Source organism: Streptomyces lavendofoliae, from assembly GCF_014649735.1.
In the GTDB taxonomy this organism is placed as follows: Bacteria; Actinomycetota; Actinomycetes; order Streptomycetales; family Streptomycetaceae; genus Streptomyces; species Streptomyces lavendofoliae.
On record NZ_BMTP01000003.1, the window covers coordinates 106,662 to 129,683 of the forward strand.

Sequence of the window (23,022 nt, forward strand, 5' to 3'; positions counted from 1 at the left end):
ACCCCCGGCCGTGCCCGCTCTACCATCGGTATTTCCTTGGCAGGCTCTCCTCCGTTTCTGCCCGGCGGCCCGTTCTCCGCGGGCGGTCCGGGTCCTACGGAGCATCGGGGGATGCAGATGAAAAGCGCTCCGCACCTGCTGACCGAGGACCGCGCCGAGTACGAGCGGGTCCTCGACGACGCACTGCGCACCGCGCACGACCGTCCGGATCTCGCCGGGATCGGGCAGCGGCTCAACAACGAGCAGCTGCGCACCATGGCGCTGAACGCAACCGCGCTGATATCCGCGGCCGCCGCCGCGGAGTACGACCACTTCGTCAAGGTGCGCGAGGAATCCCGCACCTCCGGCGGGGTGTCCGCGATCGAGTCCGTCCTGGCTTCACCCGGTGACGGGACCGGCGACGGACCGGGCGCCGGGGTCGGTGTCATCGTCACCGTGCTGGCGCCGGTTCTGGCCGGTACGGCCGCCGTCATCTTCCTGCTGGTCGGCTACGTCCTGAAGATGCTCGACCCGGCTCCCGCCTTCGCGGACTCCCTGCTGGCGGCAGGGTGGTTCTTCGGAGCCGTCACGGCGGTCGGCATCCTCGCCGCCGCGATCGGCCTGCTGATCACCGCGCTGCGCAACAGCTCAACCCAGGTACCCGCGCAGGAGCCGGGGGACGAGCTGCCCGACGAGGTCGCCCGCGCCAAGGAGGCGTGGCGCCACGCCCTGCTGGAGCGGGGCATCCTGCCGTTCCTGCGGGACGCGCTGGCGGATCCCAGTGCGGACCCCCTCTCAGGGGTGCCGCCGCACCACGTCGGCCGCATCCCGAAGATGGGGTACAGCGGACCGGAGTTCTCGAGCCCCAGTGAGGGCGGCACCGGCTCCCGGCCCACCTTCACCAGCCCCGACTTCAGCAGCCCCGATTTCGGGGGCCCGGAGCACCGGCCTGATTGAGGCACCCTGGCCGGTACTCACCGGGACAAGCGCCTGTTTCACGTGGAACGAACAGATGTTTCACGTGAAACAGGCCGGCGCTCCCCCGGTCGCGGTCAGTCGGCCAGTGGCAGGTAGACCCGGTTGCCCGCCGCGGCGAACTCCTTGGACTTCTCCGCCATGCCGTCCTCGATCTCCCGCTCCTTGAGATCACCACCGTGCTCGCGCCGGATGTCCTGGGAGATCTTCATGGAGCAGAACTTCGGCCCGCACATCGAGCAGAAGTGAGCGGTCTTGGCCGGCTCGGCGGGCAGCGTCTCGTCGTGGAACTCCCGCGCGGTGTCCGGGTCGAGGGCCAGGTTGAACTGGTCCTCCCACCGGAACTCGAACCGGGCGTCCGACAGCGCGTCGTCCCACTCCTGAGCCCCCGGGTGGCCCTTGGCGAGGTCCGCCGCATGCGCGGCGATCTTGTAGGTGATGACACCGGTCTTCACGTCGTCCCGGTTGGGCAGGCCCAGGTGCTCCTTGGGCGTGACGTAGCAGAGCATCGCCGTACCCCACCAGGCGATCATCGCCGCGCCGATGCCCGAGGTGATGTGGTCGTAGGCCGGGGCCACATCGGTGGTCAGCGGTCCGAGCGTGTAGAACGGCGCCTCCTCGCAGATCTCCTGCTGGAGGTCGATGTTCTCCTTGATCTTGTGCATCGGGACGTGGCCCGGGCCCTCGATCATGGTCTGTACGTTGTGCCGCTTGGCGATCGTGTTCAGCTCACCGAGCGTCCTGAGCTCCGCGAACTGCGCCTCGTCGTTCGCGTCCGCGATCGATCCGGGGCGCAGGCCGTCGCCGAGCGAGTACGTCACGTCGTACGCGGCGAGGATCTCGCAAAGCTCCTCGAAGTTCTCGTACAGGAACGACTCCTTGTGGTGCGCCAGGCACCACGCCGCCATGATGGAGCCGCCACGGGACACGATGCCGGTCTTGCGGCGGGCCGTCAGCGGCACGTACCGCAGGAGCACGCCGGCGTGGACCGTCATGTAGTCGACGCCCTGCTCGGCCTGCTCGATGACCGTGTCCTTGTAGATCTCCCAGGTCAGTTCCTCGGCCTTGCCGTCGACCTTCTCCAGGGCCTGGTAGAGCGGCACGGTGCCGATCGGGACCGGCGAGTTGCGCAGCACCCATTCACGGGTGGTGTGGATGTTGCGGCCGGTGGAGAGGTCCATGACCGTGTCGGCTCCCCAGCGGGTGGCCCAGGTCATCTTCTCCACCTCCTCCTCGATGGAGGAGGTGACCGCCGAGTTGCCGATGTTGGCGTTGACCTTGACCAGGAACCGCTTGCCGATGATCATCGGCTCGATCTCCGGGTGGTTGACGTTGGCCGGCAGCACCGCCCGGCCGGCCGCGATCTCCTCCCGCACGACCTCGGGGGAGACGTTCTCGCGGATGGCGACGTACTCCATCTCGGGAGTGATCTCGCCCCGGCGGGCGTACGCCAGCTGCGTCACCGCCTGCCCGTCGCGGCCTCGGCGGGGCTGGCGCGGGCGGCCGGGGAAGACCGCGTCGAGGTTGCGCAGTCCACCGCGCGGCGAGGTGTGCTTGATCCCGTCGTCCTCGGGGCGGACCGGGCGGCCCGCGTACTCCTCGGTGTCACCACGGGCGATGATCCAGTTCTCCCGCAGCGGCTCCAGGCCGCGGCGTACATCGGTCTCGACGTTCGGGTCGGTGTACGGCCCCGACGTGTCGTACAGCGTCACGTCCTTGCCGTTGGTGAGGTGCACCTTGCGGACCGGCACCCGGAGGTCGGGGCGCGAGCCCTCGATGTACCCCTTGTGCCAGCCGATGGACTTCCCGGCCTCGTCGTTCTGGTTCGAGGCAGGCGTGCGTGCGTCCTGAACGGTCATCGTGACCTACTCCCTACGCCGGCATTACCCGGTAACAGGTTCGGCGGTCGACGCAGCCGTTTCCGTACCCTTCGTACGGATGTCAGCGCCCTCTCAGCCCGGTGCTCCGAGCTCCCGCGTGTGCAAAGGTGCCACCACGCTAGCGCCATCCCGGCCGCGCTGAACAGAGGGCCCCGGTCGTTCTTGCGATGATCGGTCGGTGACTTCCTCGCAGCAGTCCCCCGAACCGACCGGACAGGCACATGGTCATACCCATAGCCACGGCCACAGCCACGGCCCCGCGGCGCCCGTCTCCAAGCACCTGCGCAAGGTCATCGCCGCGGTCCTGATCCCCTTCGCGACCGCGGTGCTGGTCGGCCTCGCCGTCCTGTGGCCGGGCGGCGCCCCGGAGCACGAGCGGACGGGTGTGGGCTTCGACCGGCAGACCGAGCAGGGGACGGTGGTCCGGGTCGACCGGGTCGACTGCAAGGACGTGAACGCCGCGCAGGTCCCGCCGACCGGCGACACCACCACGCCCGAGGGGCGCGAGGCGGTCGACGCCCAGCGGGGACAGTGCGCGAAGGCGACGATCGAGGTCACCACCGGGGAGAACCAGGGCCGCACCTTCGTCGAGATCGTGCAGCCGGACGCTCCCCGGCAACTGGAGCAGGGCCAGGGCGTGGTGGTGGCGTACGCCCCCGACGCCCCTCGTGACCTGCAGTATTCGGTCACCGACGTGAACCGCAAGGTACCGATGCTGCTCCTGGCCGGCATCTTCGCGCTGGCCGTGGTGGCGGTCGGCCGGATGCGGGGCGTGATGGCCCTGGTCGCGCTGGCGGTCAGCTTCGCCGTCCTGACGCTGTTCATCCTCCCCGCCATCCTCCAGGGTTCCAACCCCTTGGTGGTGGCGGTGGTGGGATCCAGCGCGATCATGCTGATCGCGCTCTACAGCTGCCATGGCCTGACCGCACGCACCTCGGTGGCCGTGATCGGCACGCTGATCTCGCTGCTGCTGATCGGGCTGCTGGGCTCGCTGTTCATCGGCTGGGCCTCGCTGACCGGCAACACCGACGACAACACGGGCCTCATCCACGGCCTCTACCCGAACATCGACATGTCCGGTCTGCTGCTCGCGGGCGTCATCATCGGGTCGCTCGGCGTCCTGGACGACGTGACGGTGACCCAGACGTCGGCGGTGTGGGAACTGCACCAAGCGGACCCCAGGATGGGGCCACGCGCCCTGTACCGCGCCGGCATCCGCATCGGCCGTGACCACATCGCCTCGGTGGTGAACACCCTGGTGCTCGCCTACGCGGGTGCGGCGCTTCCCCTGCTGCTGCTGTTCTCGATCGCGCAGAGCAGCGTCGGGACGGTCGCCAACAGCGAACTGGTCGCCGAGGAAATCGTGCGGACTCTGGTGGGTTCGATCGGCCTGGTGGCCTCGGTGCCGGTGACCACCGCGCTGGCGGCCCTGGTCGTCTCAGCGGACCGGCCGGGCGCCACACCGGCGACGGCGGCACGTGGAGGCGGACGCGGCCGGCGGCGCAAGAAGTAACCGCACCGGCCGGCCGGTGCCGTACGCACCGGCGACGGCCGCTCCCTGACGCCGTGTCCGCGGGGAGCGGCCGGCCCGGGGCGCGCCGTGCGGCGTCCCCGGGCCGGCCGCCGCCGTCAGCCGGCGTTCTCCTCCGCGAGGATCCGGCCGAGGGCCTCCTCCAGGTGCTCCTCGAAGTCCCCGAGCGTGCGCTCCTGGCCCAGCGGCACCAGCTTGTCCGTCCGGTCGAGGAAGGCCACCAGCGGGGGGGCGCTGGACCGGAACAGCGCGCGGTCGGCACCGACCTGCAGCTGGATGCTGACGTCCGACAGGTCCTCGAGGCCGGTCGGGGAGATGTGCACATCGCCGTCGCCGCTCGGTCCGTTGATGCCGTCCACCAACAGTTCTCTACCGAATGCCCAGGTCACAGGCGCGTCGCCGGGAAGGTGGAATGTCATCCGGACAGCAAAGGGGTCTCTGGTCTCGTACCCCAGCTCGACCGGAATCCTGAAGGACAGCTCCTCGGAGACGACGAAGCTCATCAGGACTTCGGCCTGAACCGACTCGCGCATCATGTACCCCGCAATGGATGAAGCAGTGGTGAACAACGGCTGATGAAGATCGGTGAGGAAAGCGGCTGGAAAAACGGCCAGTAATGATCCGTGCTGACCTCTTGACGTAATCGTCCTGTAAGCACTACAGGATCACAAGGAGTGAGTTTTCAGATACTGATAGAGAAAGCAAGCGAGTTGAAGAGCTGTCCCACCTCCCGGCGCAGCCGATCGACTGCCGGAAGCAACCGTTGTTCCTGGTGGGAGGGTACGGAAATGGCCATTGTGGCAACGGCGGAACCCGCCGAAATGGGGATGGCCGCACAGACCGTACCGAGGGCGTACTCCTGACGTTCGATCACCGGCCCGGTCCGCTCGGTGGTCCTCAGCCTCGCCAGCAGCGTCCGGCCGTCACGCACGGTGTACGGGGTGATGGGCTGGACGGGGTGGCGGTCCAGGTGGTCGCGGCGGTCCCGCTCGTCGAGCTGGCTCAGCAGGCACTGGCCGATCGCATGGGCGTGGCCCGTCTCGCGGAAGTCGGCCCACTCGTCGACGGCGGGCGCCGCGGGGGTGTCGGAGACCGAGACGAGTTCGATCTCACCGTCCCGGTACACCGCGAAGTACACCGGGACGCCGATCGTGTCGCGCCAGTGCGCGAGAGAATTCTCGATCTTGCTGCGACGATTCTGCAGAGCTTCGCCACGCGCCAGCCGCCCCACCGCGTCACCGAGGACGAACAACCCCTGCTCCCGGCGCAGATAACCCTCGTACGTGAGCGTCCGCAGCAGGTGGTACGCCGTGGGAAGCGGCATACCCGCCTCACGGGCGAGCTGCTTGGCGGGAGCGCCGTCGGCATGCGACCCGACGGCTTCCAGCAGCCGCAACGCCCGCTGCACGGAGGCGATCAGGGTCGGCGGAGCGGGCGCGGAAGAACTCGCCGAAGGGCTCGTTGCGGGGCTCGCGGAAAGGCTCGGGACAGGGATCGTGGGAGAGGTCGCGGTTCGGGAAGGGGTACGGGAATGCGGTGCCGTGGCCAAAGGTCACCCCCAGGCGTTTCGCCCCGTACAGTCGTACAAACCGCTGGTAGGGCGTAAGTAGACCCCTTGAATCCAAGGGCAGTGGAGACTCGCCACTCTAATGGCAGCCTCCGTTCGGGGTGAGGTTTCGCCGGGGCCGTTCCCCCGCGCGGGCTAACGGCCGGATTCCCGGCCGGGCAGGCGGACGAGGTTTTCGTACGCCTGTCCCGGCGCGGTCCCGGAAGGCGTCACCAGTCCCCGCGCGACGACGACGAGGACATGAACTTCCGCACGACGTAGATCAGTCCGCCGACGAGCACCGCGAACACGAGCACCTTGAACAACAGCCCGATCAGCACGCCGAGCACCGTCCCGATCAGGCTGCCGAACACCACGAGGGCGATGACGGGTATGGCGATCCACTTCACCCACCAGGGCATCCCCGCGAGAACGTTCCGAATCGCCGCCATTGTCCCTACCTCATCTCCGGTGACACGTCCTGTCGTTCGGACACCCTCGATGCTAGGTGCCGGGAACCCCGGCCGGACGCTCCCCGGCCCCCGCTTCCCCCTGATCCTCCCCCTAGGGAACCCCGCCCCGAAGCCTCCGGCCGGGCGCCGGCCGTCAGCTCTCCGGAGGGGAGAACACCACCATGACCCGCAGGTCCTCGGTGATGTGGTGGAACTTGTGCGGCACGCCGGCCGGTACGTAGACGACGCTGCCCCGCCCCACCTGCGTGGTCTCCGTCCCCACCGTGATCGACGCGCGCCCGCTGACGACGAAGTACACCTCGTCCTCCTTGTGCGGCTGCTGCGGGTCGAGCTGTCCCGCGTCGAGCGCGTACAGGCCCACCGACATGTTCCGCTCACGCAGGAACTGCAGATACGCGCCGTCGTTGGCGGCGCGTTCCGCCTCCAGCTCGTCCAGTCGGAATGCCCTCATCGCCCGTCCGTCCCTGCGCTCGGTGCTGTCATGTCTGCCACGATCAGACACATGATGAATTTCCTCGTCAAGACGATCGCGAACGCGGCCGCTCTGGCCGTGGCGATCTGGCTGCTCGCCGACATCACCCTGACCGGTGACAGCACCGGCAGGAAGGCCCTGACGCTGGTCCTGGTGGCCCTGGTCTTCGGCATCGTGAACGTTCTGGTCAAGCCGGTCGTGAAGCTGCTCACGCTGCCCCTGTTCATCCTCACGCTCGGCCTGTTCACGCTGGTCGTCAACGCGCTGATGCTGCTGCTCACCTCGTGGCTGGCCGACAAGCTCGACCTGAGCTTCCACGTCGAGGGCTTCTGGACCGCGGTCCTGGGCGGCCTGATCATTTCCGTGGTCTCGTGGGCGATGAACGTGGTCCTCCCCGACGGCAAGGACTGACCGTCGCCCGGTCCGGCGGGTCCACGAGAATACGGTTGCCGCGGCCCCGAGGCCCGGCGGAGTCCGAAGGAGCGTGGCGCATGACGTGGGGCGAGGGGACGAGGGCGGTACGGGCCGGGCTGCCCGAAGCGAGGGCCTACGAGCCGACCCTGCCGGGGCCGGTGTTCGCCGCCCACTACCACCTGCCCGGTGAGCCGACCGGCCCGTACACCTACGGGCGGGACGAGAACCCGACCTGGACGCACCTGGAGCGGGCCATCGGCGAGCTGGAGGTGCCGGGCCGGACGGATGTCGAGACGGTCGTCTTCGCGTCCGGGATGGCCGCCATCTCCTCCGTCCTGTTCTCGCAGCTCAAGACGGGCGACGCGGTCGTCCTGCCGGCCGACGGCTACCAGGCGCTCGCGCTGGTCCGCGAGCAGCTGGCGGCGTACGGGATCGAGGTGCGCACCGCGCCGACCGGTGGCGACGCACAGCTGTCGGTGCTGGGCGGGGCGCGGCTGCTGTGGATCGAGACGCCGTCCAACCCGGGCCTCGACGTCTGCGACGTCCGGCGCCTGGTGGCCGCCGCCCGCGAGGAAGGCGCCCTGGTGGCGGTCGACAACACGCTCGCGACGCCCCTGGGGCAGCGGCCGCTGGAGCTGGGCGCCGACTTCTCGGTGGCCAGCGGCACCAAGGGGCTGACCGGGCACGGGGACATCCTGCTCGGGCACGTGGCCTGCCGCGACGCGTCGCTGGCCGGGTCCGTCCGGCGCTGGCGCAAGATCGCCGGGGCGATCCCGGGCCCGATGGAGGCCTGGCTCGCCCATCGGTCGCTGGCCACGCTCCAGCTGCGCGTCGACCGGCAGTGCGCCACCGCGCTGGCCCTCGCCGAGGCGCTGGCGGCCCGCGACGACGTGTCGGGGCTGCGGTATCCGGGGTTGCCCGGCGGCCCTTCGCACAAGGTGGCGGCCGGGCAGATGCGGCGCTTCGGGTCGGTCGTCTCCTTCGTCCTGCCCGACCGGGCGCGGGCGGAGCGCTTCCTGGAGGCGCTGCGGCTGGTGGACGACGCGACCAGCTTCGGCGGGGTGCGCTCCACCGCCGAACGGCGCGGCCGGTGGGGCGGGGACGCGGTACCCGAGGGCTTCGTCCGCTTCTCGGTCGGAGCGGAGGACGCCGAGGATCTGGTGGCGGACGTACTGCGCGCGCTCGACGAGGTGCGCTGAGCACGACGCGTACGACGAACGGACGGTCCGAGCCTCCCCCCTCATGGCTCGGACCGTCCGCGCTTTTCGGCGGATGACCGCGTGCTCAAGGCTAGTTGACTCTGTGTCAGTGTCCAATCACGGTAGCGACAGGGACCTATCGACTTATTTATAGTTGGACGGTCGGCCCTGAGACACCGCTAGCCGGACGTGGTCGGGGGGCGGGAGGGGGGAGGCGCATGGATCTGGCGCTGCTGCGCACGTTCGTCACGGTGCACCGGGCCGGTTCCTTCACCCGCGCCGCCGCCCTTCTGGGCCTCTCACAACCAGCCGTGACCAGCCAGATCCGGACGCTGGAGCGCCAGTTGGGCAGCCCGCTCTTCCTGCGGCAGGCCCGCGGTGTCACCCCGACGACCATCGGCGACGAGCTCGCCCACCGCGCGGCACCCCATCTGGACGCGCTCGTCGAGATCGCCGAGGCCGGTCTCGACGACGAGTCCGGGGTGCGCACCCTCCACCTGGCCGGCCCGCCCGAGTTCACCTCCGTACGCGCCCTGCCCGCCCTCACCTCACTGGTCTCCCAGGGCCTCGCGGTGCGCACCTCGCTGGTCTCCGCCGCCGAGGAGGTCCTCGACGGGCTCGCCGCCGGCCACCACGACCTGGCCATCGCCACCGCCCGCCCCCGCGGCGGACTGCTCACCGCGACACCGCTCTGCGACGAGGAGCACGTCCTGGTCGCCTCCCCGCGCTGGGCCGCCCGGCTGGCCCCCGGCGTCCTGCTGCGCCGGGGCGCCGTGGTGCTGGAGCAGCTGCCGGTGGTCGAGGTGCACGAGTCGCTGCCGTTCGTGGCGCGGTACTGGGCGGCCGTCTTCGAGTCGAAGCCGGCCGCCGCGGCCACCGTCGTCGCACCGGACCTGCGCGCCGTCCTGGAGTCGGCCGCCTCGGGCGCCGGGCTCGCCGTACTGCCCCGCTACCTGTGCGAGGACGCCCTGGCCGAGGGCCGGCTGGTGGCCCTGCTCGACCCACCGGTACCGCCGCTGCGGACCTATTTCGTGGTCGTGCGCACCGGCACGCTGTCCCTGCCGCACATCGCGCGGGCCCACGAAGCGCTGCTGCGCGCCGCGACGGACTGGTGACCACCCGTGGGTGGTGCGCCCCCGGGGTTTCAGAAGGTGCGCCACGGGCCATTTTCAAGCCATGACCGAACGTCCAGTGGTCAAGCGCACCGCACGCGCCATCCTGCTCGACGGCGACGACCTCGTCCTGATCAAGCGTACGAAGCCCGGCATGGATCCCTACTGGCTCACACCGGGTGGTGGGGTCGAGCCGGATGACGCCACGGTGGTCGACGCGCTCCACCGCGAGGTGCACGAGGAACTGGGCGCCAAGATCATGGACGTGGTGCCGTGCTTCGTCGACACCGTCGAGCACATCGTGGACGGTGGCGTCTCGGGCGTGAAGGTGCAGCACTTCTTCGTCTGCCGGCTGGAGTCCATGGACCTCTCGCAGCGGCACGGACCGGAGGTGGAGGAGCCGCTCGGCGAATACGAGATCGTGCGGGTCCCCTTCAGCCGGGTCGGTATCGCCGCGGTCAACCTCGTACCGCTGTCGCTGCGGCACTACCTGGACGGGAACATCGAGGGCGTACGGGCGATGCACGCCCCCGACCTGGGCTAGGGCGTGTCTTTTGGACCAGGCCGGATCAGGGAGCGGGGTCCGGTGCGTGCGGACGCGAGGCGGAGGAGGGAGCCACCGCGGAGCATGGGCGACCGACGACAACGCCGCGGACGCGCGTGCCGGGGCACGCGAGCCCGGCGAGATCCGAAAGACACCCCCCAGGCCGGGGCCCCGTGCTCCCGGGCCCGCCGGGCGCCCCCTAGTCGGCCGTCGCCACGAGCTCCTCCAGCGAGTCGTGGCGGATCCGCTCGTAGGGCACGCCGGCACCGCGCAGCGCGTCGACCCCGCTGCGGATCATGCCGGCCGGGCCCGAGAGGTAGGCGTCGTACTCGTTCCACGGCCCGAACTCGCGCACCACGTCCGGCAGCTGCGTCCTGCCGTCGATCATCGCGCGCACCTCCAGCCAGGGGTGGGCCTGCTGGAGCCGCAGCATGGTGTCGATGTCGTACAGGTCCTGATCGGTCCGGGCACCGTAGAAGACCTCGACCGGGCGCCGGGCCCCGTGCTCGGCGACGTCCTCCACCAGCGCCTTGATGGGCGCGATACCGGTGCCGCCGCCCACGCAGAGGAGTCCGTTGTCGGTGGTGTGGTCGACGGTCATCGAGCCGGCGGGCGGCCCCAGGCGCAGCACGTCGCCGGGCCGGGCGTGGTGGACCAGGGCGTTGGACACCCAGCCGGCCGGGACGGCCTTGACATGGAAGGACAGCAGACCGTCGGAGCGGGGCGCGGAGGCGAAGGAGTAGTGCCGCCAGATCCGCGGCCACCAGGGCGTCTCCAGGCTCGTGTACTGCCCGGCCAGGAAGGGATAGGGCTGGTCGGGGCGGACCGTGATGACCGCGATGTCGGGTGTTCTCAGGTCGTGCGACACCACCTCGCCGTGCCACCAGGCCGGGGCGTGCCGCTCGTTCTCGGCAGCCGCGTCGATCATGATCTGGGAGATCGTGGTGTACGTCCGGACCCAGGCGGCCTCCGTCTCCTCGTCCCAGGTCGTCGTCGCGTACCGGCTGAGCGCCCCGATGAGAGCCTCGCCGACGGCCGGGTAGTGGGAGGCGTCGGTGCCGTACTTGCGGTGGCCGCGCCCGAGGTGCTGAAGGTACTCGGTGAGCACCCCGGCGTCGTCCATGTGCTCGGCCGCGGTGAGCAGTGCCTTGAGGAGCCGGTCGCGCTGTGCCTCCATCGCCGCGGGGAACAGGGCGCGCAACTCGGGGTTGCGGGTGAAGAGCAGAGCGTAGAAGTACGAGGTGACCTTGTCCGCCACGGGTTCGACCTCGCGGAGCGTCCGCCGGACCCGTACCGCGTCGGGCGATCCGGATTCGGTGGCCGTGGCGTCGGCGGTCGCGGGGCGCGGCGTGGCGCCGGCGGTCGCGGGGCTGGGCGTGGCGGGGGGCTCGCGGTGCGGGGCCGCGTCCGGGTCGGGCGCGGGCGTCCGGGGCCGGGGGGCGGGCTCCCGGCCGTCCGGGACGGCCGGGTGGGGGGCGCCGTCCGGGTGTCGGAGCCGCTCACCGTGGCCGACGGGCATGTCGTACGGGGCGGGCTGCTGCCCGGGGCCGTCGGGGGCGTCGGCGGGGGCGCCCTGGGGCGCCGGGGTGGCGGGCCGGTCGGCGGGCCGCTCATGGACCGGGCGGCCCGAGCCGTCGGGCCATGGGACGGCGGCCGGCTCGGGAGTCGCCGGGGCGGCCACCGGGTGCGCGGAGGCCGTCCGTGGCCCGGCCGTACGCGCCGGCCCGTTGGCGCCGACCATGCGTATGGAGGTCAGCGGCCGGCGCTGCCCGGCTATGCGCTCCTGGCTTCCGTCCGCGGCCTCCCGGCCACCCGCCTCGTGGTCCGCCGCCTCTGCGGCAGGGGACGGCGCGGGTTCGGTGGGCCCTTGGGTGACCGGCTTGCGCGGGGTGAACCAGCCACCCCCTCCGCCGCTGTCACTGGAAGTGCCGTTGTCGGCCGACATGGTGGTCGGAGCGTCCATAGAGTGCCTCGCCTCGAACATCTCTCGGTCGGTCTGTGCACTTCCGCCGGCCCGGAAGGTGCCTCAATTCGCCGTTTTCGGCTCGTATTCGGTGCCCGCCGCCGCCCACAGTAACCCTCGGTCTCACCGGGAATCGGAAGGGGTGCCACTGGCCGTGGCATCGACCGCGTTTGCCGTGGTCGCAGCATGGCAGGAGTGGCCGACTCGTCGGAGGGAGAGCGGAAAGCCCGGATTTCGTCCCCAGTTTTCGTTAGGCTGCGTTACCGCCCTGTCCTCGAACCAACGGCGGTGTCGTGCCGGTTCGTGGACTTCGCGGAGATCGCCTCCCGTATCGGCGTGTGTGGCAGGCCCGGACAGATGATGGTCCGCGTTGATCGCCACCGCTACCGGGACCGTCGCGAAGATCTCCGCGTCGGACATGGAATCACCGTATGCAACACGCTCGTCCAGTTCCACCCCCAACTCTGCACAGAGTCGGTTCGCGATCTTCACTTCGCCGACGCGCGTCGAGAATGCCCTTGTGGTTCACCCCCCGGTGATCGGCGCCCGACCTCATGTTTCACGTGAAACAGCGCCCGTCTCCTCCGCCCGGAGCGGTCCGGGCGGAGGAGACGGGCGCCAACGATCGCCGGGCGCGGTGACGTGCCGGGCCCTATGCCGCCAAGGCTTCCGCCGCGGCGGTGGCGAAGCCGTGGTCCTGCTCCGGGGCGCCGCCGCCCACACCGATCGCGCCGACCAGGCGGCCGTCGCGGTGGACGGGGACGCCACCGGCGATGAAGAGGAGGGGGCGGTCGAGAGCGGTGGGCAGCGTGTGGAAGAGGCCGCCCGGCTGTACGGCGTCGACCAGATCCGCGGTCGGGGCGTTGAGCTGGAGGGCGGTGTACGCCTTCCGCGTGCTTGTCTCTCCGGCGATCAGTACGGCGCGGTCGTCCCGGCGGAAGGCCAGCAGGTGACCGCCCGCGTCCAGGACGGTGATGGCGACGGCCACACCGGCCGTCTCGGCGGCACGGCGGGCCGTTTCCACGAGGGCCTCGGCGTCCTGGATGGTCAGCGGGGCGACGGCGGTGGCGGTGGCGGTGGTGCTCATACGGGTTCTCCTTGGTGTGCGAGCGGTACGTAGGCGGTACTGGGGTGCGGGGTCGGCGGGTGCGTCAGCCCTGGGACACCGGAACCACGGCCTTCTCGGACGCGGCCCCGGCGACGACGCGGCTTCGGCGCCCGGCGTCCCGGCGCTCCAGAGCGCTGGAGAGGACGGCGAGGACCAGCGCGGACGCGGCGAGCGCGGCACCGACCCAGTTGGGCGCCGTGAAGCCCAGTCCGGCGGCGATGACGAGGCCGCCGAGCCAGGACGCCAGTGAGTTGCCCAGGTTGAAGGCGCCGATGTTCACGGCGGAGGCAAGGGTGGGGGCGCCGGACGCCTGGTCCAGGACGCGCTTCTGCAGGGGCGGCACGGTCGCGAAGCCCAGGGCGCCGATCAGGGTGAGAGTCACGGCTGCGGCGGCCTTGTCGTGAGCGGTGAAGGTGAACAGGGCCAGGACCAGGGCGAGCGCGGTCAGCGACACGTACAGCAACGGCATCAGCGCGCGGTCGGCGAACGCGCCGCCGATCAGGTTGCCGCCGACCATGCCGAGGCCGAAGAGGACCAGCAGCCAGGTGACGGAGCCGGCGGAGTAGCCCGCGACGTCGGTCATCATCGGGGTGATGTAGGTGATCGCGGCGAACACTCCCCCGAAGCCGAGAATCGTCATCGCCATGGCGAGCAGGACCTGCACGTTGCGGAAGGCCGCGATCTCGTGTCGCAGTCGCACCCCCTCGGGCCTGGGCTGCTCGGGTACGAGCTTGGCGACGCCGAGCAGGCCCAGCACACCGAGCGCGGCGACCAGGAAGAACGTGGTACGCCAGCCGGCGCTCTGACCGATAAAGGTGCCGAGCGGCACGCCGACGACATTGGCGACGGTCAGGCCGGTGAACATCATCGCGATCGCTCCGGCCTTCTTCTCGGGGGCGACCAGGTCGGCGGCGACGACCGAGCCGATGCCGAAGAAGGCGCCATGGGCGAACGAGGCCACTACGCGGCCCGCGAGCATGACCCCGAAGGCCGGCGCGGCGGCGGAGAGCACGTTGCCCGCGATGAACAGCACCATCAGCAGCATGAGCATCCGCTTGCGGGAGATCCGCGTACCGAGGGCGGTCATCAGCGGGGCGCCGAGGACCACACCGAGGCCATAGCCGGTGACGAGCAGACCGGCGGTGGGGATGGACACCTGGAAGTCCGCGGCCACCTCGGGCAGCAGGCCCATGATCACGAATTCGGTCGTCCCGATACCGAAGGCCCCGATGGCGAGGGCCAGAAGCGCGAGGGGCATGGAATGCACCTTCCAGAAGATTGCGTCTGCGCCTTACAGGCGTCGACAATAGTTGCAGACGCTGGTTAATTGCAAGCGCGGGCTATTGCGCGCGTCGTCTATCCTGGTGGCAAGCCGCTCCGGGACCGAGGAGAGATCCCATGACCGCCACAGATCCGGCACTCACCGCCCTCTCGCAGGGCTGGTGCGCTCTCTCTCTGCTTCACGGCAGGATCGAGGCCCACATCGAGCGCGCACTGGAGGCCGGGCACGGCCTGAGCGTGCGCGAGTTCTCCCTGCTGGACGTCCTCAGCCGACAGCACAGCGGGCCCGGCGGCCACCTCCAGATGAAGCAGGTGGCCGACGCGGTCGTCCTGAGCCAGAGCGCCACCACCCGGCTCGTCACCCGCCTCGAGGACCGCGGCCTGCTCACGCGCTACCTCTGCGACACCGACCGACGCGGCATCTACACCGATGTCACGGAAGCCGGCCTCGCCCTGCTCACCGAGGCCCGGCCCACCAATGACGCCGCCCTTCGGGAAGCCCTCGACGAGGCCGCGAAGAACCCGGAGCTCGCCCCGCTCGTGAGGGCGGTCGAGGAACTGCACGTACCGGTGGGCTGACCTTCCCCGGCGGGCGCCCTGGACATAGCCTGCGGTCTATGAGCGATCTTGAGATCAGGCCCGCGGCCCTCGCCGACATTCCCGCGATCGTGGCCATGCTTGCCGACGACCCCCTCGGGGCACAGCGCGAGTCGCCCGACGACCTCACTCCGTACACGGCCGCTTTCCGTCGACTGGCGGCCGACCCTCACCAGCACCTGGTCGTCGCCCTACGGGCGGAGCGGGTCGTCGGGACGCTTCAGCTCACCATCGTCCCCGGACTGTCACGGCGCGGCGCGACCCGGTCGGTCATCGAGGGGGTCCGCGTCCACGCCGACGAGCGGGGCAGTGGCCTCGGCACGCAGCTCATCGAGTGGGCAGTCGCCCAGTCGAGGCGCGAGCACTGCCAGTTGGTCCAACTGACCTCCGACGCCACGCGTACCGACGCGCACCGCTTCTACGAGCGGCTCGGCTTCGAGGCCTCCCACGTGGGTTTCAAGATGGTCCTGTGACGGCCATGACCCACACGGTCGGCGAGACCCCCGCCGACCGTTTCACGTGAAACATCCGTCCTGGGTCAGAGCCCGCGCCAACCCGCCGGGTCGACACCACCCGGCACCGCGTCACCCGGCTGGTACGGCTCGCGCGTGAAAGCGAACGACCCGAGGTCGAGGTGGCTCACCGAGCCGTCCCCGCGCCGCACCACCCGCAGGGTCTCTCCGGTGTAGTAGCCGTCCAGCCCCGTCCAGGTCCCGTCCGCCTCCGCACGGAAGCGGGAGGCGCGCCCCTGCCCTCGCAACGGGCACAACTCCACACCCCCGCCCCCGAGAACCCGCAGGCCGTAGGCGTACGTGCCCCAGTACCAGGGACCGGTCAGCTCCAGGAGGGCCGGATCGATGCCGGGCAGCGGGCGCCAGGGCTCGGGGATACGCGGCTCCGCGTCGGCGACGATCCGTACGAGGTCGGTGGCGATCACGCCGGGTGCCGGCCCGGACGTGGCATTGGCCAGGACGACCGCGGCGACCCCGTCCTCCACGCTCACCCACAGCCCGGCGAGGAACCCCGGCAGGGAGCCGGAGTGGCCCACCAGGGTCCGTCCACCCCGCCGTACCAACTGCAACCCGAGCCCGTAACCGCTGTCCCAGTCACCGGCCTCCGGGGGTACGGCCGGGGTGCGCATCTCCCGCAGCGTCTCGGCACGCAGTACCCGCTCGTCGCCCTCGGTCAGGAAGACGGCGAACCGGCACAGGTCCGAGGCGGTCGACCACAGCTGGCCCGCCGACGCCATCAGTCCCAGGTCCTCGGCCGGTTCCGGCAACATCACATCGGCCCACGGATGCACCGCCCAGCCCCCGGCATGCGGGGCGACGGGCCGGGTGGTCGTACGTGTCAGTCCGAGAGGATCGAGGATCTCGGCCTGCAGCGCCTGCTCCCAGCTCACCCCGCGTACCGCCTCGATCAGCGAACCCAGCAGTGTGTAGCCGGTGTTGGAGTAGTGGTGGAGACGGCCCGCCGGATGCAGCGCCGGCTTCTCACCGAGCACATCGGCCAGTTCCGGGCGCAGCGACCCCGGAGTCCGCTCCCACCACGGCGCCGGGGATTCGGCGGCCAGCCCCGCACTGTGCCCGAGCAGCTGGGCGACCGTCACCTCGCCGACCCCCGTCCCGGGCAGGTGCTTCTCCAGTGGGTCGTTCAGGTCCAGCAGGCCCTCGTCCCGCAACCGCATCACCAGGACGGCGGTGAACGGCTTGGTGATGGATCCGATCCGGTACTGCGTGTCGGCGTCCGGGACGTGCCCGTCGACGCAACTGCGCCCGCCCTCCCACAGCACCCTGCCGTCCCTGGCGACCGCGCCGACGAGCGAGGGCACCCGCCCTTCGGCCTGCGCGGTGGCCACCCGGTGCAGCAGGGCACGCGCGGTACCGGGAAGAAGGTCTTCGAAAGATGAGGTCATGCCCCAGGTGTATCCGCCAGGGACCGGCACCGTCGACCGCGTTCGGCCGCCGCCGCCCTCCGACAGCCGCACGATGTGGCCGGCGGCCTCCAGGGCGTCCCCCTCACACCCGGCCGACCGGCATGACCAGAGTGGTGAAGCTGCCCTGGTCCGCGGAGCGCACCATGACCGGCTGCGTCGGCGAGGAACTCTCCAGCAGGACGTCCGGCCCCACCGCCGCCTCGAGCGCTCCGAGGAGCACCTCCGGGTCGAACGCGATGTCCAGCGGCGGCCCCGGGCAGACGGCGCGCAGGACGGTGCTCCCCGCTCCGCTGCCGGAGAGCACCAGCCGCTGCTCCTCCGCGCGCAGGGCGATGGCCGGCTTCCCGCAATGGGCGGCCACCGCATCGAGGAGATCCGTCCGGCCGGTGATCACCCGGTGCGCGACCGGGGGTAGCGCGTCCAGGACCCATCGGTACTCCGGGAAGGTCCCGTCGGTGACCGCCAGAGCGCGCGTCCCGCCGCCGCCGAGGACCCGGATGCCCCGGTCGTCGCTCTCAAGGGTGATCTCGGCCTCGCGCAGAGCCCAGGACGCGAGGTCCCGCATCTCCGTGACGTCCACGAGCACCTGACGGGACCGTCCCTCGGCAGCTGCGGCACTCAGCACCCGGACCGCGAGGCGGAAGCGGTCCGTGGCCACCAGCCGCACCTCATGACCGTCGAGTTCGAGCAGTACGCAGCCGAGCTCGGGGAACTCCCCCCGTGCCCCGCCGGCCACGGCCGGGGCCACCTGCCGTACCGCGCCGGCGAACTCCGCTCCCCCGACCCGGGCCCGCGTCCGCCCCGTCTCCGGTCCGCTCGCCGCACCCCCGGCCGCGCCGTGCAGATCCCGCAGCACGCTGTCGACAGCCGCCTGGGCCGCCGCGGCCATATCGCGGCTCCGGAGGGCGTGGTTCTCCAGCACCGCGCGGGCCTCATCGGGGCCGCCGTCGAGCACCGCCACGACGTCCACCAGCGGCAGACCCGCTTCCCGCAAGCGCCGCACCAGTCCGGCCCGGACTTCCTGACCCGGCTCGTAGAAGCGGTAGCCGGTCGCGTCATCGATGTGGGCGGGCCGCAGCACACCGCAGTCGTCGTAGAACCGCAGGGCACTCGGCGCCAGCCCCACCCGGCGCGCGAAGGCACCGATGGTCAACCGCGCTTCGGTCGTCTCGTCCATGGCCGCGATTGTCGGCCTTCGACCAACATGAAGGTCAAAACTCCGCAGGGATCAGGTCTGCGCCATGTCGACGAAGCGCGAGTAGTGGCCCTGGAAGGCGACCGTGATGGTCGCCGTCGGGCCGTTACGGTGCTTCGCCACGATCAGGTCCGCCTCGCCCGCACGGGGCGACTCCTTCTCGTACGCGTCCTCGCGGTGCAGCAGGATGACCATGTCGGCGTCCTGCTCGATGGAGCCTGACTCACGGAGGTCCGAGACCATCGGCTTCTTGTCGGTCCGCTGCTCGGGGCCACGGTTCAGCTGCGACAGGGCGATGACCGGGAGCTCCAGCTCCTTGGCCAGCAGCTTCAGGTTTCGCGACATGTCCGACACCTCCTGCTGTCGGCTCTCGGCTCGCTTGGAGCCGCCGGACTGCATCAGTTGGAGGTAGTCGATGACGACGAGCTTGAGGTTGTTGCGCTGCTTGAGCCGGCGGCACTTGGCCCGGATCTCCATCATCGACAGGTTCGGGGAGTCGTCGATGTAGAGCGGGGCCTGTGACACGTCCGGCATGCGGCGGGCCAGCCGGGTCCAGTCCTCGTCCGTCATCGTGCCCGACCGCATGTGGTGCAGTGCCACGCGGGCCTCCGCCGACAGAAGGCGCATGGCGATCTCGTTGCGCCCCATCTCCAGGGAGAAGATGACGCTCGGCAGGTTGTTCTTGATCGATGCCGCACGCGCGAAGTCCAGCGCCAGCGTCGACTTGCCCATGGCGGGACGGGCGGCGATGACGATCATCTGGCCGGGGTGCAGGCCGTTCGTCAGGGAGTCGAAGTCCGTGAAGCCCGTCGGTACGCCGGTCATCTCGCCGCTGCGCGAGCCGATCGCCTCGATCTCGTCGAGAGCGCCCTCCATGATGTCGCCGAGCGGGAGGTAGTCCTCGCTCGTGCGCTGCTCGGTGACCGCGTAGATCTCCGCCTGGGCCGAGTTGACGATCTCGTCGACGTCGCCGTCGGCCGCGTATCCCATCTGTGTGATCTTGGTGCCGGCCTGGACGAGCCGCCGGAGGACCGCCCGCTCGTGGACGATCTCGGCGTAGTACGAGGCGTTCGCCGCGGTCGGCACCGACTGGACGAGGGTGTGCAGGTAGGAGGCGCCGCCCACCCGGTTGATCTCCCCGCGCTTGGTCAGCTCGGCGCCCACCGTGATGGGGTCGGCCGGCTCGCCCTTGGCGTAGAGGTCGAGGATCGCGGTGTAGATCGTCTCGTGGGCCGGCTTGTAGAAGTCGTGACCCTTGATGATCTCCACGACGTCCGCGATCGCGTCCTTGGAGAGCAGCATGCCGCCGAGGACGGACTGCTCGGCGTCCAGGTCCTGCGGGGGTACCCGCTCGAAGCCGCCCGCACCGCTGTCCCACGGGCCGGTGTCGCTGCCCCGCTCGTGCTGATCGTCGCGGCCCGCGCCGCGGCTTCTGCTGTCACTGCCGCGCTGGCGGGTGACGGGCAGACGGTCACTGGGACCGGTGTCGGCCCAGGGGTCGTCCAAGGGCTCGGGAATGCTCACCGGCCCACCTCCTCCCGTCCGCTCAGCGGACCCTCGCCGTGCCACTCTTTCTACGGCACGACACTGACAAAGCGAGTGGCTCAACTCCGCTTCTGGCGCGTCGAGCGCCGGACCACGGTAGGCCCGCGGGCACCGTCAGCCAATCTGGTTATCCACAGGGCCTGTGGGTGAAGACCCAGATGCTGTGGAGAACCCCGCAGAACCTGTGCACGGAGCGGGGGACAGCCGTGTGGACAAACTCATAGCCACACCGAGACAACGCCTCTGACCTGCTGCTTTTCCGTCCACCGGCTGTGGGGGAGAAAAACTTTTCCCGCTGGACCAAGATCAGAACAAACGGCGCACACCACGAGCGTCAACTTGGTGATCCGTAAGGACCCAATGACCCTTGCATGTCTTACCTGTGGAAGATTAGATTGCCTGCATGTCCCAGGCACCCGCGCGACCCAAGAGCGACCGGCGCCGGCATGACCGCGAGATCCTCGCGCTCGCCGTCCCGGCCTTCGGAGCGCTCGTCGCCGAGCCGCTCTTCGTCATGGTCGACAGCGCCATCGTCGGCCACCTCGGCACCCCCCAGCTCGCCGGTCTCGGTATCGCGGCCGCCCTCCTGGCCACCGGCGTGAGCGTCTTCGTCTTCCTCGCCTACGCCACCACCGCGGCCGTCTCCCGCCGGGTGGGTGCCGGTGATCTGCCCTCGGCCATCCGCCAGGGCATGGACGGCATCTGGCTGGCACTTCTCCTGGGTCTGGCCGTCATCGCCGTCGCCCTCCCGACGGCCCCCTGGCTGGTCGACCTCTTCGGCGCCTCCGACACCGCCGCCCCCTACGCCACCACCTACCTCCGCGTCTCCAGCCTCGGCATACCCGCCATGCTGATCGTCCTCGCCGCCACCGGCGTCCTCCGCGGCCTCCAGGACACCAAGACCCCCCTGTACGTCGCCATCGCCGGATTCGCGGCCAACGCGGTCCTGAACGTCGTGCTGGTGTACGGTGCCGGCCTCGGCATCGCCGGCTCCGCGTGGGGCACGGTCATCGCCCAGGCCGGTATGGCGGCGGCCTATCTGTTCGTGGTCGTACGAGGGGCCAGGCGCCATGGCGCGTCACTGCGTCCCGACGCCGCGGGTATCCGGGCCAGCGCTCAGGCAGGCGTCCCGCTGCTGGTCCGTACGCTCTCGCTGCGCGCGGTCCTGATGATCGCCACCGGTGTGGCCGCCCGGCTCGGTGACGCCGATGTCGCCGCCCACCAGATCATCCTGTCCCTGTGGAGCCTGATGGCCTTCGCCCTTGACGCCATCGCCATCGCGGGGCAGGCCATCATCGGCCGCTACCTGGGCGCCGGAGACGCCGAGGGGGCGCGGCGGGCCTGCCGCCGCATGGTGGAGTGGGGCATCGCCTCCGGGCTGCTCCTGGGCGCGCTGATCGTCCTCGCCCGTCCTCTCTTCGTCCCGCTGTTCACGGGCGACGGGACCGTACAGGACACGCTCCTGCCCGCCCTGCTGGTCGTGGCGATCACCCAGCCGATCGCCGGTGTCGTCTTCGTCCTGGACGGTGTGCTGATGGGGGCGGGAGACGGCCCTTACCTGGCCGGGGCCATGGTGGTGACGCTCGTCGTCTTCGCTCCGGTCGCCCTGCTGGTGCCGGTGTTCGGTGGCGGGCTGACCACGCTCTGGTGGGCCATGGGTCTGATGATGGCGGTCCGGATGGTGACCCTGTGGCTGCGGATGCGCTCCGGCCGGTGGGTGGTGACGGGCGCCACCCGCTGACGCCGGTCGTCCTGTTTCACGTGAAACAGGACGAACACGCGGCACCCGGGAACCGTTCCCGGGCACAGCAGAAGGGCCGCACCCGGAGGTGCGGCCCTTCAGTGTGCTTGCCGATCGCCGGGCGACCGCAGGCGGAGCGCTGAGCCCAATGCTCAGGCGGCGACGATCTCGACGCCCAGCTTCGCGACGACCTCGGCGTGCAGACGCACGGAGACCTGGTGCGAACCGAGGGTCTTGATCGACGAGCCGAGCTCGACACGGCGCTTGTCGACCTCGGGGCCACCCGCGGACTTGATCGCCGCAGCGATGTCGGCCGGGGTCACGGAACCGAAGAGACGGCCGGCGTCGCCGGAGCGAACGGCCAGGCGCACCTTCGTGCCCTCGAGCTGAGCCTTGATCTCGTTGGCCTGCTCGATGGTCGCGATCTCGTGGATCTTGCGGGCGCGGCGGATCTGCGCCACGTCCTTCTCGCCACCCTTGGTCCAGCGGATCGCGAAACCGCGCGGGACCAGGTAGTTGCGAGCGTAGCCGTCCTTGACGTCGACGACGTCGCCGGCGGTGCCGAGGCCGGAGACCTCGTGCTTGAGGATGATCTTCATGTTTCGGTCACCCTCTCTTATCGCGCGGTGGACGTGTAGGGCAGCAGCGCCATCTCACGGCTGTTCTTCACGGCCGTGGCGACGTCACGCTGGTGCTGCGTGCAGTTGCCGGTAACGCGGCGGGCACGGATCTTGCCGCGGTCGGAAATGAACTTCCGCAGCATGTTCGTGTCCTTGTAGTCCACGTACGCGGTCTTGTCCTTGCAGAATGCGCAGACCTTCTTCTTCGGCTTGCGCACAGGCGGCTTCGCCATGGTGTATCTCCTGTGTGATCAAGAAGTGGGGTACGAGCCTGAACCCTGAAGCCCTGGAGGGGCCTAGAAGGGGGGCTCGTCCGAGTAGCCGCCGCCGGAACCGCCGGAGCTTCCGCCCCAGCTGCCTCCGCCGCCCTGCTGCTGGCCACCGGCCGGCGCGCTGGTCGCCCACGGGTCGTCGGCGGGAGCGCCGCCACCCTGCTGGCCACCACCCGGGGCACCGCCCCAGTTGCCGCCGCCCTGCTGGCCGCCGCCGTAACCGCCCTGGCCGCCCTGACCGCTCCGGCCCGTGGTCTTGGTGACCTTGGCCGTGGCGTTCTTGAGGCTGGGGCCGACTTCCTCGACGTCCAGCTCGAAGACCGTGCGCTTGACGCCCTCGCGGTCCTCGTACGACCGCTGCTTCAGCCGGCCCTGCACGACGACGCGCATGCCTCGCTGAAGAGACTCGGCGACGTTCTCCGCCGCCTGGCGCCAGACCGAGCAGGTCAGGAACAGGCTCTCGCCGTCCTTCCACTCATTGGTCTGACGGTCGAAGGTGCGGGGAGTGGACGCGACGCGGAACTTCGCGACCGCCGCACCGGACGGGGTGAAGCGCAGCTCGGGGTCGTCGACAAGATTGCCGACGACCGTGATGACGGTCTCGCCTGCCATGGGGAACCTCTCGGCGGGATTGCTTCT

At 70.4% G+C, this 23,022-nt stretch carries 24 protein-coding genes; 9 read left to right on the forward strand and 15 right to left on the reverse strand.

Annotated elements, in window-relative coordinates:
- Positions 1–111 precede the first annotated feature (111 nt).
- Entirely contained in the window at positions 112–936 is an 825-nt protein-coding gene (locus tag IE109_RS06125; protein WP_189549719.1) for an ABC transporter permease, read from the forward strand.
- A 95-nt stretch (positions 937–1,031) separates the two neighbouring features.
- Here IE109_RS06125 and thiC read toward each other — a convergent pair whose 3' ends face one another.
- Entirely contained in the window at positions 1,032–2,813 is a 1,782-nt protein-coding gene (gene thiC, locus IE109_RS06130; RefSeq protein ID WP_189549720.1) for a phosphomethylpyrimidine synthase ThiC, read from the reverse strand.
- A 199-nt stretch (positions 2,814–3,012) separates the two neighbouring features.
- On the opposite strand from thiC, the gene IE109_RS06135 reads away from it, so the two are divergent.
- A complete protein-coding gene (locus IE109_RS06135; protein WP_189549721.1) occupies positions 3,013–4,347 on the forward strand; it encodes a YibE/F family protein in 1,335 nt (444 codons plus the stop codon).
- 116 nt (positions 4,348–4,463) lie between these two features.
- On the opposite strand, the gene IE109_RS06140 is transcribed toward IE109_RS06135, so the two are convergent.
- The 4 genes from IE109_RS06140 to IE109_RS06155 all read right to left on the reverse strand — a co-directional run bounded on the left by IE109_RS06140 (position 4,464) and on the right by IE109_RS06155 (position 6,835).
- Positions 4,464–4,898 carry an SsgA family sporulation/cell division regulator gene (locus IE109_RS06140; RefSeq protein WP_189549722.1) on the reverse strand — a complete coding sequence of 145 codons (435 nt, stop codon included), beginning with the start codon at positions 4,896–4,898 and terminating at the stop codon, positions 4,464–4,466.
- A gap of 149 nt (positions 4,899–5,047) precedes the next feature.
- The gene (locus IE109_RS06145) at positions 5,048–5,773 is read right to left on the reverse strand and encodes an IclR family transcriptional regulator (RefSeq protein WP_229890628.1); all 726 of its coding nucleotides are present in this window, start codon (positions 5,771–5,773) and stop codon (positions 5,048–5,050) included.
- A gap of 368 nt (positions 5,774–6,141) precedes the next feature.
- Positions 6,142–6,354, reverse strand: a complete 213-nt coding sequence (locus IE109_RS06150; protein WP_189550097.1) for a DUF5326 family protein — start codon at positions 6,352–6,354, stop codon at positions 6,142–6,144.
- A 163-nt stretch (positions 6,355–6,517) separates the two neighbouring features.
- Entirely contained in the window at positions 6,518–6,835 is a 318-nt protein-coding gene (locus tag IE109_RS06155; RefSeq protein ID WP_189549723.1) for a cupin domain-containing protein, read from the reverse strand.
- 51 nt (positions 6,836–6,886) lie between these two features.
- Here IE109_RS06155 and IE109_RS06160 point away from each other — a divergent pair, with 51 nt between their 5' ends.
- The 4 genes from IE109_RS06160 (at position 6,887) to IE109_RS06175 (ending at position 10,125) form a co-directional block, all read left to right on the forward strand.
- A complete protein-coding gene (locus IE109_RS06160; protein ID WP_189549724.1) occupies positions 6,887–7,267 on the forward strand; it encodes a phage holin family protein in 381 nt (126 codons plus the stop codon).
- 80 nt (positions 7,268–7,347) lie between these two features.
- Positions 7,348–8,469, forward strand: coding sequence for a cystathionine gamma-lyase (locus IE109_RS06165; RefSeq protein WP_189549725.1), 1,122 nt, complete (start codon positions 7,348–7,350; stop codon positions 8,467–8,469).
- 218 nt (positions 8,470–8,687) lie between these two features.
- Positions 8,688–9,584, forward strand: coding sequence for a LysR family transcriptional regulator (locus IE109_RS06170; protein ID WP_189549726.1), 897 nt, complete (start codon positions 8,688–8,690; stop codon positions 9,582–9,584).
- A 61-nt stretch (positions 9,585–9,645) separates the two neighbouring features.
- Positions 9,646–10,125: an NUDIX domain-containing protein gene (locus tag IE109_RS06175; protein WP_189549727.1), complete on the forward strand. Its 480-nt coding sequence runs from the start codon at positions 9,646–9,648 to the stop codon at positions 10,123–10,125.
- A gap of 199 nt (positions 10,126–10,324) precedes the next feature.
- On the opposite strand, the gene IE109_RS06180 is transcribed toward IE109_RS06175, so the two are convergent.
- The 4 genes from IE109_RS06180 to IE109_RS06195 form a co-directional block, all read right to left on the reverse strand.
- Positions 10,325–12,088, reverse strand: a complete 1,764-nt coding sequence (locus tag IE109_RS06180) for a globin domain-containing protein (RefSeq protein ID WP_189549728.1) — start codon at positions 12,086–12,088, stop codon at positions 10,325–10,327.
- Positions 12,089–12,211: 123 nt separating this feature from the next.
- Positions 12,212–12,508, reverse strand: coding sequence for a hypothetical protein (locus IE109_RS33995; RefSeq protein WP_189549729.1), 297 nt, complete (start codon positions 12,506–12,508; stop codon positions 12,212–12,214).
- A 232-nt stretch (positions 12,509–12,740) separates the two neighbouring features.
- On the reverse strand, positions 12,741–13,175 hold the full coding sequence (locus IE109_RS06190; RefSeq protein ID WP_189549730.1) for a GlcG/HbpS family heme-binding protein: 435 nt from the start codon (positions 13,173–13,175) through the stop codon (positions 12,741–12,743).
- Between the two features lie 64 nt (positions 13,176–13,239).
- Positions 13,240–14,454, reverse strand: a complete 1,215-nt coding sequence (locus tag IE109_RS06195) for an MFS transporter (protein WP_189549731.1) — start codon at positions 14,452–14,454, stop codon at positions 13,240–13,242.
- A gap of 140 nt (positions 14,455–14,594) precedes the next feature.
- Between IE109_RS06195 and IE109_RS06200 the strand changes: the two genes are divergently transcribed.
- The gene (locus IE109_RS06200) at positions 14,595–15,056 is read left to right on the forward strand and encodes a MarR family winged helix-turn-helix transcriptional regulator (RefSeq protein WP_189549732.1); all 462 of its coding nucleotides are present in this window, start codon (positions 14,595–14,597) and stop codon (positions 15,054–15,056) included.
- Between the two features lie 38 nt (positions 15,057–15,094).
- A complete protein-coding gene (locus IE109_RS06205; protein ID WP_189549733.1) occupies positions 15,095–15,547 on the forward strand; it encodes a GNAT family N-acetyltransferase in 453 nt (150 codons plus the stop codon).
- Between the two features lie 65 nt (positions 15,548–15,612).
- Here IE109_RS06205 and IE109_RS06210 read toward each other — a convergent pair whose 3' ends face one another.
- The 3 genes from IE109_RS06210 to dnaB all read right to left on the reverse strand — a co-directional run bounded on the left by IE109_RS06210 (position 15,613) and on the right by dnaB (position 19,729).
- Entirely contained in the window at positions 15,613–16,989 is a 1,377-nt protein-coding gene (locus IE109_RS06210) for a serine hydrolase domain-containing protein (protein ID WP_189549734.1), read from the reverse strand.
- Between the two features lie 103 nt (positions 16,990–17,092).
- Entirely contained in the window at positions 17,093–18,187 is a 1,095-nt protein-coding gene (locus tag IE109_RS06215) for a DNA polymerase III subunit beta family protein (protein ID WP_189549735.1), read from the reverse strand.
- A 51-nt stretch (positions 18,188–18,238) separates the two neighbouring features.
- Entirely contained in the window at positions 18,239–19,729 is a 1,491-nt protein-coding gene (gene dnaB, locus IE109_RS06220) for a replicative DNA helicase (protein WP_189549736.1), read from the reverse strand.
- Positions 19,730–20,153: 424 nt separating this feature from the next.
- Between dnaB and IE109_RS06225 the strand changes: the two genes are divergently transcribed.
- Entirely contained in the window at positions 20,154–21,491 is a 1,338-nt protein-coding gene (locus IE109_RS06225) for an MATE family efflux transporter (protein WP_189549737.1), read from the forward strand.
- A 152-nt stretch (positions 21,492–21,643) separates the two neighbouring features.
- Here the strand turns inward: IE109_RS06225 and rplI are convergent, their stop codons facing one another.
- The 3 genes from rplI to IE109_RS06240 form a co-directional block, all read right to left on the reverse strand.
- Positions 21,644–22,090, reverse strand: a complete 447-nt coding sequence (gene rplI, locus IE109_RS06230; protein WP_064069759.1) for a 50S ribosomal protein L9 — start codon at positions 22,088–22,090, stop codon at positions 21,644–21,646.
- Between the two features lie 17 nt (positions 22,091–22,107).
- The gene (gene rpsR / locus IE109_RS06235) at positions 22,108–22,344 is read right to left on the reverse strand and encodes a 30S ribosomal protein S18 (protein ID WP_005315025.1); all 237 of its coding nucleotides are present in this window, start codon (positions 22,342–22,344) and stop codon (positions 22,108–22,110) included.
- A 63-nt stretch (positions 22,345–22,407) separates the two neighbouring features.
- Positions 22,408–22,995 (reverse strand): single-stranded DNA-binding protein, encoded by a 588-nt coding sequence (locus IE109_RS06240; RefSeq protein WP_189549738.1) that lies wholly within the window; start codon positions 22,993–22,995, stop codon positions 22,408–22,410.
- Positions 22,996–23,022: the final 27 nt, after the last annotated feature.